Source organism: Catenuloplanes sp. NPDC051500, from assembly GCF_044454585.1.
Classification (GTDB): Bacteria; Actinomycetota; Actinomycetes; order Mycobacteriales; family Micromonosporaceae; genus Catenuloplanes.
On record NZ_JBITDX010000002.1, the window covers coordinates 348,395 to 362,857 of the forward strand.

The window sequence follows — 14,463 nt, forward strand, 5'->3', positions numbered from 1 at the left end:
GGCGGCGGCGGGTTTGGGGTGACCAGCGGCGGAACCGGCTCCGATGCGGAGGGGAAAGCGGAGCGCCAGCGGAGACTTTGCCCTCAGCGAGGTTGGCCCGCGGGAGCTTGCGGGCCGCACCACGCCGGAAGCGGGAAAAGGAACTGGAACTGGAACTGGAACTGGAACTGGATCGTGGTCTCAGGTGGGCCAGGCGGCGGTCAGCAGGTCGCGCGTCTCGGTGAGCAGCTGGGGCAGGATCTTGGTGCGGCCGACGATCGGCATGAAGTTGGCGTCGCCGCCCCACCGCGGCACAACGTGCTGGTGCAGGTGGGCAGCGATGCCGGCCCCGGCGATCGCGCCCTGGTTCATGCCGATGTTGAAGCCGTGCGCGCTGCTTGTCGCGCGGATGACGCGCATCGCGGTCTGGGTGAACGCCGCCAGCTCCGCCGTCTCCTCGACCGTGAGGCCCGTGTAGTCCGGCAGGTGCCGGTAAGGGCAGATGAGCAGGTGCCCCGGGTTGTACGGGTACAGGTTGAGCACGGCGTAGACAAGCGTGCCGCGTGCGACCACAAGGCTGTCCGGCTCGGGCAGCTCCGGTGCCTGGCAGAACGCGCAGCCCTCGGCCGGATGCTCCTGACCTGCGATGTACGTCATCCGGTGCGGCGTCCAGAGGCGGTCGAGGGAGTCGGGCTCCCCGGTCACGGCGGGACTTATCGCGGTATCTCCCACGGACTCCGATACTAGGCGCTGACCGGGTTCCAGCCATCCGTGCCGGCCAGGAACGTGCGCGGATCGTAGCCGTTCGGGGAGGTCAGCTGCGGCCGGTTGTCGTTCACCGCGGCGCCGGGGCCGTAGTTGTGCCACTCGGCGTAACGGGCCTCGGTCCACGGCCAGGTGCCGAAGTCGCTCCACGGCGTGTCGACCCGGATGTGCGCGCCCAGGTACGAGTCCCGGATGACCGTCTGGCCGATAGCGTTCGGGTCGTTGCTCGGGTGCCACGGGCGGCCCAGGTAGACCGTGCCGGCCGGCGCGTCGCCGGTGAAGCGGCAGCGCGTGAAGAGCTGGCCGTGCGGGTTGGCGACGTCGGTGCTGGCCGCGGTCACGTAGCCCATGGAGCGGTTCGTCGAGTGGACGTGCGAGCGCGCGAAGACCGCGGTGCCGCGCCCGAAGATGAAGTCGACGTCGCCCTCGACGTAGCAGTCCCGGAAGTAGGCGCGGGAGATCGTGGTGGCGGCCGGGCTGTTCACGTAGAGCGTGTCCTGGTTGCCGAGGAACGCCACGCCGTCGAAGATCAGCCGGTCGCCGCGGGTCAGCACCGCGACCGCCTGGTGCCCGGTGAACTCCGGGTGCGCGGCCTCGTCGAACGCGTTCGCGAAGGTCAGGTTGCGGGCGGTCAGATCGCTCGCCGAGATGGTCACGGACGCGCTGCCGGAGGTGCCCCAGGTGCCGCCGGTCGCCGGGTTCGGCGTGCCGTTGGCCCGGTCGTCGACGATCACCACATCGGACGGCCGCCTGCCGAGCCCGATCAGGGTCAGGAACGGCCTGTCGGCCGGAATGATCACCTGCCCGCGGTACGTCCCGGGCCTGATCAGGATCGTGGTGGGCTGACCGGGGACGACCGCGTCGATCGCGGCCTGGATGCTGTCGCCGGGCACGACGGTCCGGCAGACCGGCCGGGCGGCCGGGTCAGCCGCGGCCGGGGTACGGGCCTGGGCGGGTGCGGCTCCGGTGACCGCCGCCAGCGCGCCGGCGCCGGTCGCGGCGAAGAGGGTCCGTCGGCGCATGGTGTGCTCCTCGGCGTGGCCGCTCCGACGCCGCGCCGGGCGAACGCGGCGCCGTCGAGCGGGCGGTGAATGTCACATGGAGCCGCCTTGGAAAGCGCTTTCCGCAGCGTGAGACGAACGCTAACGTGCGCCCGCGACCGGGTCAACGACATCGATGTGCAGCTTTGTTGCAAGCCCGGCACACGCACGAAAAAGGGGGCCCGGAGGCCCCCTTTCCCGGAAGTCCTACTGCGCGTGCTTGGCGGCCGCCTGGTTGGCGAGCGCCGTCACCTCCTGCATCGTCCGCTCCTCCAGGTCCGCCGCGCTGGTGTCCGGCGCCGCGACCTCTTCCACCGGAGTCGCGGACGGCGGCACATTGGTGCGGGACCTGACGATGTCGGAGACGTGCCGGACCGCCTCGTCGAGCGGCACATTGTTCCGCTGGGAGCCGTCCCGGTAGCGGAACGAGACGGTCTGGCCGGCCACGTCCTCGTCCCCGGCCAGCACCATGAACGGGATCTTCTGCTGCTGGGCGGTGCGGATCTTCTTCTGCATCCGGTCGTCGCCGGCGTCCAGCTCGGCGCGGATGCCCGCGGCCTTGAGCAGGTAGACGAAGCCCTCCAGGTAGGGGGCGTGGTCCTCGCGGATCGGGATGCCGACCACCTGCACCGGCGCGAGCCAGGCCGGGAACGCGCCCGCGTAGTGCTCGGTGAGCACGCCGAAGAAGCGCTCGATCGAGCCGAACAGCGCGCGGTGGATCATGACGGGCTGCTGGCGGGTGCCGTCCGACGCGGCGAACTCCAGGTTGAAGCGCTCCGGCAGGTTGAAGTCGACCTGGATTGTGGACATCTGCCAGGTACGCCCGATCGCGTCCTTCGCCTGGACCGAGATCTTCGGGCCGTAGAACGCGGCGCCGCCCGGGTCCGGCACCAGGTCCAGGCCGGAGTCCTCGGCCGCGATCCGCAGCGCCTCGGTGGCCCGGTCCCAGTTCTCGTCGGTGCCGACTGACTTCTCCGGGTTGCGCGTGGACAGCTCCAGGTAGAAGTCGTCAAGGCCGTAGTCGCGCAGCAACTCGATGACGAACGTGAGAAGCGACTTCAGCTCGTCGCCCATCTGCTCCGGCGTGCAGTAGATGTGCGCGTCGTCCTGCGTCATGCCGCGCACCCGGGTCAGGCCGTGGATCACGCCGGACTTCTCGTACCTGTAGACCGACCCGAACTCGAAGAGCCGCAACGGCAGCTCACGGTACGATCGCCCGCGCGAACGGAAGATCAGGTTGTGGAACGGGCAGTTCATCGGCTTGAGGTAGTAGTCCGCGCCCTCGACCTCCATGGGCGGGAACATGCCGTCCGCGTACCACTGCAGGTGCCCTGAGGTCTCGAAGAGACTGCCCTTGGTGATGTGCGGCGTGTTCACGAACGAGTAGCCGGCCGCCTCGTGCCGCTCGCGCGAGTAGTTTTCCATCTCGCGCCGGATGATGCCGCCCTTGGGGTGGAAGACCGCCAGGCCGGAGCCGATCTCGTCGGGGAAGGAGAAGAGGTCCAGCTCCGCGCCGAGCTTGCGGTGGTCGCGGCGGGCCGCCTCCTCGAGCAGCTTCTGGTACGCCTTGAGCGCGTCCCGGGTCGGCCACGCCGTCCCGTACACCCGCTGCAGTTGGGGGTTCTTCTCGCTGCCGCGCCAGTAGGCGGCGGCCGAGCGCATCAGCTTGAACGCGCCGATCAGCCGGGTGTTGGGCAGGTGCGGGCCGCGGCAGAGGTCGCCCCAGCAGACCTTCTCGCCTGACGCGTCGAGGTTGTCGTAGATGGTCAGCTCGCCGCCGCCGACCTCCATGATCTCGTCGGCGTCGAAGCCACCGGCGCCTGCCTCACCGACCAGCTCCAGCTTGAACGGCTCGTTGGCCAGTTCTTCCCGCGCCTGCTCGATCGAGGTGAACTCCCGGCGGCGGAACCGCTGGTTGCTCTTGATGATCTCCTGCATCTTCTTCTCGATCTTGCTGAGATCGTCCGGCGTGAACGGCTTGGCCACGTCGAAGTCGTAGTAGAAGCCGTCCCGGATGTACGGCCCGATGCCGAGCTTCGCCTCCGGGAAGAGCGTCTGCACGGCCTGTGCCAGCACGTGCGCGGTCGAGTGGCGCAGCACGTTGAGCCCGTCCGGCGAGTCGAGCGGGATCGGGATCATCACCGACTCGTGGTCGGCGGACCAGTCCAGGTCGTGCAGTCTGCCGTGCTCGTCGCGGACCACGACGATCGCCTTCGGGCCGGCGAGGGGGAGGCCGATCGCCGCCACCGCGTCGGCCGCCGTCGTCCCGGCCGGGACGACGACGTGGTCCGTCTCAGCGGGCTTCGATGTCGGTGCGGACACGGTGTGATCTCCGATCGGTTGAGGAACAACCCTCCGATGCTATCGCTGCGGGCGGCACCCCTGACGGGCGACGCGGTGGTCAAGCACCGGGGTCGTCTACCGCTTCATCCGCGCGTCGGCAAGCATCATGATCATGGTCGGCAGCAGCACGCAGCCGAGGAGTGCCCCGGGCGACTCCGGATCGGACCACGGCCAGAACAGGACGACAAGCGCCGCCACCATGATCATGACGGTCTGCGCCACCACGATCCGGGACCAGAGTCCACGCCGGAGCAGCACGGACAGGTGCAGCCGGACGCCGCTGCGCAGCGTGCGGTATCGCAGCAACGACGCGCCACCCCAGATCAGCACCATGATCAGCAGACCCCACAGCCGGGACGACAGCGTTCCGGTCAGTACCTGCGGCTCGTCCCCGGCGGGAATGCCTGCCGCGAAGCCCGCCACGATCAGACAGACCAGAGCAGGCCAGCGGGTACGCCGGAGCAGCAGATAGCCCGCGTGGTCGAGCGTCGGGCGCAGCCCGTCGAGCTGCGGATTCGCCGCGAGCGCATCCGCGATCACGGTGGACGCCCGCCCCGCCGACGCGCCCTCCGCCTGAGCCAGCGTGAACAGCGTCTGCGCCTCCTCGTGCTCCGGGTCGAGCCGGAGCGTCTCGCGCAGCGCGCGCTCGCAGGTGTCGTTGTCGCCGAGCACCGCCGCGGCCAGGCAGACGGCCAGATGCGCGCCGGGCAGCTCCGGGTCCCGGTTGACCGCCTCGCGCGCAAGCGTGGACGCCTCCTGCGCCCGCCCTGGCGCGCCGCGGATCAGGCGGGAAAGGACCACGAAGGTCGCCGCCTCGTCCGGCGCGACGGCGATCGCGGCACGCAGTGAGGCCTCGGCCTCCAGATCCCGGTCGGCCCGGACCAGAAGGTAGCCGCGCAGGTACAGCACCAGGTACTCGTGCGGGGCGATCCGGACGGCCTCGTCGAGCGCGGCGAGCGCCGCCGGGATCTCGCCGTTGCCGAGGTGGGCGCGGCCGAGCAGCACCCAGGCGCCGGCGTCGTCCGGGTTCTCCGCGACCATCCGGGACAGCATCGTCCCGGCCGCGTCGAACCGCCCGGCCTCGACAAGCAGCGACGCCCGCTCCAGCGTCACAACTTACGCCGGGCCTTGAGGTAGGCGAGCAGGTCGTCGTACATGCCGCCGTCGTTTGCGAACATCGCTACGTTGCGGGCCGCGGCGAACCAGGGCTCGATGGACGGGACCGTGGCCTTCGCGGCGGCAAGCAGGTCCGGCATGCCGATCATGCGCACCGTGCCGGTGCGCACCGAGTCGAGCAGCGCGGTCTCGGCGGCGGACTCGCAGAGATGCGCGAGGTCCGCGCCGGAGAGCCCGTCGGTCACCTTGACCAGGCGGTCCAGGTCGACGTTCTCGATCGGGCGGTCGCGCAGGTGGTACTCGAGGATCGCCGCGCGGGCCGGCCCGTCCGGCGGCAGCACCAGGATCGTCCGGTCCAGCCTGCCCGGGCGGCGCAGCGCCACGTCGACCTCCCACGGCACGTTGGTGGCGCCGAGCACGAAGACGCCGTCGTTCGCGGTGGGGTTCACCCCGTCCAGCTCGGTGAGCAGCTGATTCACCGTGGTGCGCATGGTGTTCGCGACGGCGCGGGTGCGTTTGCCGCCGAGCGCGTCAAGCTCGTCGAGGAAGATCACGCAGGGGGCTATCCGGCGCGCGGTCGCGAACACCTCGTGCATGTTGCGCTCCGAGTTGCCGATCCACATGTCAAGCACGTCGTTGATCGAGACGCTGAGGAACCGCGCGCCGAGCTCGCCCGCAATGGCCCGCGCGATGAACGTCTTGCCGCAGCCGGGCGGGCCGTAGAGCATCAGGCCGCCGCGCAGACTCTTGCCGAAGAGCTTGCGCAGCTCGGGATTGCGCATCGGAGCCAGGAACGCGGCCTCCAGCCGGTCCTTGACCTCCTGCATGCCGCCCACGTCGGCAAGCGTCAGCGCGCCGACCGTCTCGGGCTGCCAGAGGTCGGTGGCCTCCGGCGGCGCGCCGTCCGCGCGCAGCTGCTCGGGCCCCGGCGCCCTTGTGAAACTCGCGCGCCCGGGAACGCCGCCCGGCTCGATGCGACTGCCCGGCTCGATGCGACTGCCCGACTCGGTGCCGCTGCCCGACCCGGTGCGGTGGTCGGGCGCGGTGCCGCTGTCGGGCTCGGCGGCGCCGGGCCCGCTGTCGCTCCCGGTGCTCGCGGACGTGGTGAACCGGGGTGGGATCGCGTCGCCGACCTCGTCCTCGGCGGCTTTCCAGTCAAACCCTTTCGCGGGTACGCCGGGCGCCGGGAGCGACATCGCGCGGGCCATCAGCGCCCGCGCGTCCGCATCCCCCGGCGCCCGTTGCAGCGTCATCGCGATCTCGGTGATCGCCGCGTCCGCGTGACCGTCGGAGAGCAGTACCTCGGCCAGGTGCAGGCGCAGCGGCACATCGTCCGGCGACGCCTCCACGGCGGTGCGCAAGCTCGTGATCAGGCGCGACTCATCAGCCATGGCTCTGGACTGTACCCACGCGACGCCAACCGGAGCCCCAGGCCTCAGCGCCTCGCCGGCCGCAACGCACCGCCAGCTGCGGCACCTCGCCAACTGCGGCACCTGCCAGCCGTGAGCGCCAGCCGCAGCGCACCGCCAACCGCAGCACCTCGCCAGTCGTGAGCGCCGGCTGCAGCGCACCGCCAGAGCTGCAGCGCACCGCCAGCCGAAAGCGGCGGCCGCAGCGCACCACCGGCCAGGCAGCTCCGCCAGCCGGAGCGACCGTCAGAGCGTTCCGCGGCGCGCGTCCTCCCAGCCGTCCACCGAGGTGGTGTTCGAGGCGAGCAGCTTGTCGATCTCGGCCAGCTCGTCGTCGGTGAAGTCCGGCGAGTCGAGTGCGCCGATGTTCTGGTCGAGCTGCGCCGGGCTGCTCGCGCCGATCACCAGCGACGTGACGCGCGGGTCGCGCAGCGCCCAGGCCAGCGCGAGCTGTGCCAGGCTCTGCCCGCGCCGTTCCGCGATCCCGTTCAGCCCGGTGAGCTGCGCGGCCCGGTCGTCGTCGATCGTGTACTTCCCCTGGTCAGCGCGGGAGCCGGCCGGGATGCCGTGCAGGTACTTCCCGGTCAGCAGCCCCTGCGCGAGCGCGGTGAAGCCGATCACCCCGACGCCCTCGTCGGCGGCCGCGTCGAGCAGTCCCTCGGTCTCGATCCAGCGGTTGAGCATCGAGTAGGACGGCTGGTGGATGAGCAGCGGCGTGCCGAGCTCGCGCAGCAGCCCGGCCATCTCGCGGGTGTGCTCCGCGTCGTAGGACGAGATGCCGACGTAGAGCGCCTTGCCCGCGCGCACTGCCGCGTCGAGCGCGGACGCGGTCTCCGCAAGCGGCGTCTCCGGGTCGTACCGGTGCGAGTAGAAGATGTCGACGTAGTCCAGGCCGAGCCGGTCGAGCGACTGGTCCAGGCTTGCCAGCAGGTACTTCCGGGAGCCGCCGCCGGAGCCGTAGGGGCCGGGCCACATGTCCCAGCCGGCCTTGGTGGAGACCACGATCTCGTCGCGGTACGGCAGCAGGTCCTCACGGATCAGCCGGCCGAAGGTGCGCTCGGCCCCGCCGTACGGTGGCCCGTAGTTGTTGGCCAGGTCGAAGTGGGTGATCCCGGCGTCGAACGCGGCCCGGACGATGTCGCGCTGCGTCTCGAACGGCACGTCGTCGCCGAAGTTGTGCCACAGGCCGAGCGACAGCACCGGAAGCATCAGCCCGGACCGCCCGGTGCGCCGGTACTTCATCGCGCCGTCATATCGGCCGGGAGCGGGAATGTAGGTCATCCTGCCTTTATATGCGCCGACGGCCGGGACCGCCCGGTGGACGGCCCCGGTCGTCGCGGATCACACGGTCGCGGAGCAGGTCGGCGTCGGCGTGGACGCCGTGCCGGTGGCGACGAAGCCGAACGAGGTGCTCGCCCCCGCGTTCAGCGCGCCGTTGTAGCTCGCGTTGGTGGCTGTCACCGCGCTCCCGCTGCTTGTCACAGTCGCGTTCCAGGACTGGCTGACGGTCTGGCCGCTGGGCAGCGACCACCTCACGGTCCAGCCCTTGATCGCCGTGGAACCCGCGGTGACCTTGATGTCACCCTGGTAGCCACCGGACCACGTGGACGCGGTCGAGTAGGTCACCGAGCAGCCGGCCGTGCCCGCGGTCGGGGTCGGCGTCGGCGATCCGGTCGGCGAGACGCTCGCGGACGGGGTGGGCGTCGGCGACGAGGTGGCGGACGCGGTCGGCGTCGGGGTCGAGCCGGTGCCGCCGAAGTTCACGTCGCTGCACCAGTAATAGGACTGGTCGAGGTGGCTGGCCTGCCAGATCGTGTAGACCACGTGCCGACCGGTACGGCCCGGCGCGCTGACCGGGACGTCGAGCGCGACGCCGCCGGAGACCTGGTTCCACTGCGAGGCGGGCGTGTTGCCGACCTCCTTGACCAGCTCGAGGCTGCCCCAGGTGAGCGGCTGGGTGGTCGGGTTGTACCCCTGCTTGGTGACGTAGATGCGGAAGTAGTCGGCACCGTGGCTGGCCTGGTCGAAGATGTGCGCGGTGAAGTTGTTCGACACGTTCGTCGCACGCCAGTTGCCGACGGTGTCGAGCGCGTTGTAACGGCCGCTGTTCGACCGGCCGGCGCTGCACAGCTGGCCGTCCGGGATCGCACCCTGGTGGTTGCCGGCGACGCCCTCGCGGAACAGGCCGTTCCAGTTCCACATGGCGCTCGGGTCGGCCTGCCAGGCCTGCCAGCACATCGGGTCCTCGGTGGCCATGGCCGGGTTCTGGAACTCGGCACCCCACCGATCCCAGCAGGAGAAGTTACGCGACGGCGGGTTCTGGATGTTGCCGTGCGCCTGGGCGGGCAGCGCCCCGGCGGCGGTAAGCGTGACGATCGCGGCGGCCAGCACGGCCAGCCCGCGAAGCAAGACATTTCGGGACATGAGAGAGCACTCCAAACAGCGTCAGACCGGACGGAACGGCGCGGCATCCGAGCTGCCCAAGGCTCTCCGCGCGTCGTGGTGGCTCCCGCAAAAAGATTCACACAGGTCAATCAAAACCGCAAACCCGACAGGCAGCCGGGGGTACGCCGAACGGCTGGCCCGCCTCGGACGAGCGGCTGAAACCCGTACCCACTAATGGTTTTGATCCGGTGGTTATAGCCCGATATTTCCTTACTCATCCCACAACATCGATGCCCCACAGGCCGCGGCGCTTGCCAGGCCAAGTAGGTTCTTCGCATGGCCACGGTGTTGCTCGTCGAGGACGACCACGTCGTGCGAGGCGCGATGTTGCGCAGCCTCGCCGACCGTGGGCACGCCGTCCATGCCGTCGGCACGGCGCTTGAGGCGTTACGCCGGGTCGCCGCCGAGACGCCCGACCTGGTCGTGCTGGATCTCGGGCTGCCCGACCTCGACGGCGCGGACGCGCTGCGGATGCTGCGCGGCATCACCGACGTGCCGATCATCATCGCCACCGCGCGCGATGACGAGCAGTCGATAGTGCGGCTGCTGCGCTCCGGCGCGGACGACTACATGGTCAAGCCGTTCACCGGCGCCCACCTGGACGCGCGCATCACCACGGTGCTGCGCCGCGCCGGGCGTGCCACCCGCACGGCCCAGCCGGCCGTGCACCAGGTCGGCGGCCTGCGGGTCGACGTCGGCGAGCGCTCCGCGCAGCTCGACGGCGCCCCGCTCGCGCTGACCCGCAAGGAATTCGATCTACTCGCTTACCTCGCCGCCCGCCCGGGCCGCGTGGTGTCCCGCCGGGAGCTGTTGGAGGAGGTATGGCGACAGCCATCGGTCGGCGAGGACCAGACGATCGACGTGCACCTGTATTGGCTCCGCCGCAAGCTGGGCGAGTCCGCGGCGAAGCCCCGCTACCTGCGCACCGTGCGGGGGGTCGGATTCCGGTTGGTGGCACCGGACTGAGGGTGGGGCTGGCGTACGTCAGCGCGGCGATGACCGCGGTGGCCGCGCTGGTCTTCGTGATCCCGCTTGCCATCCAGGTCTCCGAGGACGCGCGGGAACGCGCGCTCACCGAGGCCGGGCGGCGCAGCGCGATCGTCGCCGGCGCGCTTGCCGCCCAGGCCGACGAGGCAGGTGTCGCCCGTGCGGTCGAGGCGGCCGGCAGCGGCCCGCTCACCGGCAGGCCCGTCGTGCTCGGGCTGTCGAAGGAGGCAGCCGGTCGCGCCTCCGACTCCGACATCACGCGGACCGTCAGCGGCGGCCGCCCGGTCACCGTCGACGTCGACGGCGGCGTGCTGCGTCTGGAACCGGTGATCGTCGGCGAGAAGACAGTGGTCATCGAGGTGTTCGTGCCGGCCGGCGCGCTCAGCGACGGCGTGCCGGTGGTCTGGTGGACGCTCGCCGTGATCACGCTCGGCCTGGTCGCGGCAAGCGTCTTCGTCGTCGACCGGCTGGCCGCGAAGGCGGTCGGGTCCGCACGTTCGCTGGTCCGGGCCGCGATGGCGGTCGGTGACGGCGACCTCGGCGTGCGCATCGAGCCGACCGGCCCGCGCGAGCTGGCCGAGGCCGGCTACGCCTTCAACCGGATGGCGGACCGGCTTGTCACGTCACGCACAAACGAACGGGAGATGGTGGCGGACCTGTCGCACCGGCTGCGTACCCCGCTGACCGTGCTGCGGCTTGACGCGGAGGCGCTCGACCCCGACGACACAAGCGTCGGGAACTTCTCCGCAGCCGAGCTGGACCGGCGGCGCACCATCCGCCGCATCCGGCAGGCGATCGTGACGCTTGAGGGCGAGGTCGACGCGCTGATCACCACCACCCGGCGCGCGGTCGCGGACCGGGGCGCACCCCCGCCCGAGGAGGGTTCCTGCGACGTCAGCGAGGTGGTCCGGGAGCGGATGACGTTCTGGTCCGCGCTCGCCGGCGACCAGAACCGGCCGTACCGGGTGGTCGGCGCCCAGACCCGGATCCCGATCCTGGTGCCCCGCTCCGAGCTGGCCGCCGCGCTTGATGCGGTGCTTGGCAACGTGTTCCGCTACACCGCGCAGGGCACCGCGTTCGAGATCGGCGTGTCCCGGCGGGACGGCTGGATCGCGCTGCGGGTCGACGACGCCGGTACCGGCATCGAGGACCCCGAGCGGGCGCTGCAACGCGGCGCGTCCGACCGCGGTTCCACCGGCCTCGGCCTGGACATCGCGAAGCGCGCCACGCTCGCCACCGGCGGCTCGGTAAGCATCGCCAGATCCTCGCTCGGCGGCGCGAGCGTGGTCATGCTCTTCGGCGACGCGGAGGCGAAACCGAAACAGGCAAGCAGGTTCGGGCTGGTCGGCAGGTTGGCCGGCGAGCGCGAACGGCCCCGATGGCCCCGCCCACGGGATCACTCGGAGTGACACTGATGCGACCCAACGAACCGAATCCCAAGCTTTGCTTAGTTTCCGCTTAAGGCAGTTCCCACGGCTACCTGCCAGGTGGCAGTGTTCAACCCGATCCCATCCGGTTTCATCGGACCACCGCCCGCATTACGTCCCCACACCCCGGTCCGGTGTGACCCGCGCGCGGCGGGGTGCGGTCCCCCAAACCCTCACCCCGTCGCGCGCCCACCAACGGAGGTATCACACGCGTGTCGTCGCACCGCGAGCTTCCTAAGCGGCGAACGGCCACCACGCGCTCCCCCGTCCGGGATCTTCCGGTCTCCACCGCCTCGACCTCCGCCCGGCACCGCCGTGCGGGCGAGCCGGAGCCGGAGCAGACGGGGCTCGCGAGTCGCCTCGACCTCGCGCGACGCTGGGATCAGGCGCGCCGGGTCATCACGTCAATCACGTCGCGGTCCGGCACCACGCCACAGGCGTCGTCGGATCCTCTACCCCCCTCCGCGGTACGCCGTGAGGGGGCGCGACGCCGCGTCCAGGAGCTTCCGGCCTGGGCGAGCCGCACGCAGCTGATGCGTGTGCAGGCGATCCGCCGTGACCGTGGCGGCCGGCAGACCGTGCCGGCACCCGCCGAGGCGCCCGTCTCCCGGTCCGCCAAGCGGCACGGCCAGGTCGTGCGCCGCACCTCCGCGGCCCGCGACCTGCCCGGCACCGTGCGCCTCCCCCGCCGGCTGAACCTGGCCAGCGCCGCGGTGCTCGTCGGCGTGGTCCTGCTGATCCTCCCGGCGCTGTTCACCAAGTGGACGCCCGGCCTCGCCTCGCTGCCCGGCCTGGTGCCGATCGCGGCGCTGCCGGCCAGCGAGCCGGAGGACGGCCTGGTCTACGACGGGCTCATCCCGGCCAGCCGCAACTCCGTCTGCATCGGGGCCTACGAGGTCAAGGGCGGCAAGGACGTCTGCTCGTACGGGCCGGACCCGGCACCCCCGTCGTTCAAGGTCACCCAGGACGTGGCGCCGATCGCCGAGGGCGTGCCACCGATGGTCGAGCCGGTCCGGTACACCGGAAGCGTCCCCGACGACGCTGACGTGGTGCGCGACGAGGGCGCGGTCGTGCCCGCAAGCAGCATGCCCGCGCTGGTGCCGGACCCGGCCAGCGGCGACGCCGCCTTCACGCTCGGCGAGGACGGCGTGGCCTGCGAGGGCGACGGCTACCAGGGCAAACGCGTGCAGATCATCTATGCCTACCCGACGGACGCGGTCAGCCGCTACAGCCGCTACCTGCCGTCCATCAGGCAGTGGGCCGCGGAGGTCGACGAGATCTTCTCCGCAAGTGCGGCCCGCACCGGCGGCGTCCGGCACGTGCGCTACGTGACCACGCCCGACTGCCGCGTCGACGTCACCGAGGTGCAGATCCCGTCCGACAGGTTCACAAGCTTCGACGTGTCGCTTGAGGCGATGCGGCAGCTCGGCTACGACCGCACCGACCGCAAATACCTGATCTTCGCGGACACGAACGTCTACTGCGGCATCGCCACGTTCGTCAAGGACGCACGCGGCGACGGCGGCAACCTGAACAACGGCGGCCCGTCGTACGCACGCGTCGACGCCGGCTGCTGGTCCGCGCCGATGGCCACCCACCAGCTCGTACACACGCTCGGCGGCGTCGCGGACGGCGCGCCGAACGGCAGCGGCATCGGCCACTGCCTCGACGACCACGACCTGATGTGCTACTCCGACGAGAGCCGCGAGGAGCTGCGCATCGAGTGCGACAGCCCGTCCGGCGAGGCGCTGCTCGACTGCGGCGGCGACGACTACTTCAACACCGACCCGAGCCCCGGCAGCTACCTCGCCGACAACTGGAACGTGGCTGACAGCGAGTTCCTGATCCGCGAGGCCACTCCCACGCCCGCACCCGGCACAGGTGGAGACTCCGGCGCCGCCCCCGGCACGACCGCGCCACGGGGCAACCCGTCACCGTCGCCCGGCCGGTCCACCACGCCGCCGTCGCAGACCCCGAAACCCACCCCGGCCAGTCCCACGCCGACCAGTGGCGAGGACGACCCGGAAGACCCCGAGGACCCGGAGGACGTCGGCGACGACGATGACAAGGGCCTGGTCGGCGGCCTGCTGGGCAACCTGCTCGGCGGCGGGGGCGGCGGCGCACCCGTCCCCCCGAGCCCATCCGCCACGCCGTCCGCCGCCCCGCCGCCCTCGCCGGCACCGTCGCTGTCCCCGCCGCCGCCCGACAAGGACTCCGGCCTGGCCAGCGAGCCGCCGGTCGGCGCGCCCCCGCCCCCCGGCTTCCTCAAGATCCGGGACACCACAAGCACGTCCACCCGGGTCAGCTGGAACCCGGCGTCAAACGCGGTGCACTACACGGTCACCGTGAACGGCCAGATCATCGGCGTCACCGCCGCCACCCGAGCCCGGATCATCGGACTCCGGCCGGACACGCAGTACAGCATCCAGGTGCTTGTCAACGACGGCGAGAAGTTCACCGACGCGCTCGCCGCCAAGACCGCACCGGCCGCGCGCCCGATCATGGAGGGCTGGTTCCAGCTCAACAACGCGCTCACCGGCGGCGCCGCCCACCTCTACGGCGCGCGTACCAACGAGTTCACGCCGATCGTCGTCCAGCGCGCCGAGGGCGTCACCCAGCAGCAGTGGAGCCTCCGCCGCGTCGGCAACAGCTTCCAGCTCGTCTCACGCGCCACCGAGAAGTGCGTGATCCCGCTCGGCGGCGAGATCGCCGCCGGCGTACCCCTGGTCCAGGTCACCTGCAAGGAGACGGCCGTTGAACAGCACTGGGTCGTCCTGCCCACCGAACACGGCTTCACGCTCCGGGCCGCCGGCGCCGACCTGGTCATCGGTCTCGGCGAGCAGCGGTACGGCGGCACACGGGTCCTCGCACTGCAGAGCCCGAAGGACCAGCTCCACCAGTCGTGGACCGCACTACCGGGTTGACCGGCCGTGACCGCGCGCTCGCGCTCGC

General features: G+C 71.2%; 9 protein-coding genes and 1 pseudogene. 3 read left to right on the forward strand and 7 right to left on the reverse strand.

The genetic code is table 11. The features are described from left to right. Positions 1-180 precede the first annotated feature (180 nt). The 7 genes and pseudogenes from ACIA8K_RS04535 to ACIA8K_RS04565 all read right to left on the reverse strand — a co-directional run bounded on the left by ACIA8K_RS04535 (position 181) and on the right by ACIA8K_RS04565 (position 9,076). Positions 181-636 (reverse strand): HIT family protein, encoded by a 456-nt coding sequence (locus tag ACIA8K_RS04535; protein WP_396055640.1) that lies wholly within the window; start codon positions 634-636, stop codon positions 181-183. Between the two features lie 86 nt (positions 637-722). Next, entirely contained in the window at positions 723-1,766 is a 1,044-nt protein-coding gene (locus ACIA8K_RS04540) for a pectinesterase family protein (protein WP_396054906.1), read from the reverse strand. A 330-nt stretch (positions 1,767-2,096) separates the two neighbouring features. Beyond that, positions 2,097-4,106: pseudogene (thrS, locus tag ACIA8K_RS04545) on the reverse strand (threonine--tRNA ligase); the annotation flags it as partial. Positions 4,107-4,202: 96 nt separating this feature from the next. Beyond that, a complete protein-coding gene (locus ACIA8K_RS04550; protein WP_396054908.1) occupies positions 4,203-5,240 on the reverse strand; it encodes a tetratricopeptide repeat protein in 1,038 nt (345 codons plus the stop codon). After that, a complete protein-coding gene (locus tag ACIA8K_RS04555; protein WP_396054910.1) occupies positions 5,237-6,634 on the reverse strand; it encodes an AAA family ATPase in 1,398 nt (465 codons plus the stop codon). Before ACIA8K_RS04555 ends, ACIA8K_RS04550 begins: the two co-directional genes overlap by 4 nt. 264 nt (positions 6,635-6,898) lie before the next feature. Continuing rightward, positions 6,899-7,933: an L-glyceraldehyde 3-phosphate reductase gene (gene mgrA / locus ACIA8K_RS04560; protein WP_396054912.1), complete on the reverse strand. Its 1,035-nt coding sequence runs from the start codon at positions 7,931-7,933 to the stop codon at positions 6,899-6,901. Positions 7,934-7,993: 60 nt separating this feature from the next. Beyond that, positions 7,994-9,076: a lytic polysaccharide monooxygenase gene (locus ACIA8K_RS04565; protein ID WP_396054914.1), complete on the reverse strand. Its 1,083-nt coding sequence runs from the start codon at positions 9,074-9,076 to the stop codon at positions 7,994-7,996. Between the two features lie 297 nt (positions 9,077-9,373). Here ACIA8K_RS04565 and ACIA8K_RS04570 point away from each other — a divergent pair, with 297 nt between their 5' ends. The 3 genes from ACIA8K_RS04570 to ACIA8K_RS04580 all read left to right on the forward strand — a co-directional run bounded on the left by ACIA8K_RS04570 (position 9,374) and on the right by ACIA8K_RS04580 (position 14,435). Then, positions 9,374-10,063 carry a response regulator transcription factor gene (locus ACIA8K_RS04570; protein WP_306832792.1) on the forward strand — a complete coding sequence of 230 codons (690 nt, stop codon included), beginning with the start codon at positions 9,374-9,376 and terminating at the stop codon, positions 10,061-10,063. Between the two features lie 29 nt (positions 10,064-10,092). Further along, the gene (locus tag ACIA8K_RS04575) at positions 10,093-11,493 is read left to right on the forward strand and encodes an ATP-binding protein (RefSeq protein ID WP_396055642.1); all 1,401 of its coding nucleotides are present in this window, start codon (positions 10,093-10,095) and stop codon (positions 11,491-11,493) included. A gap of 230 nt (positions 11,494-11,723) precedes the next feature. Next, the gene (locus tag ACIA8K_RS04580; protein WP_396054916.1) at positions 11,724-14,435 is read left to right on the forward strand and encodes an RICIN domain-containing protein; all 2,712 of its coding nucleotides are present in this window, start codon (positions 11,724-11,726) and stop codon (positions 14,433-14,435) included. Positions 14,436-14,463 lie beyond the last annotated feature (28 nt).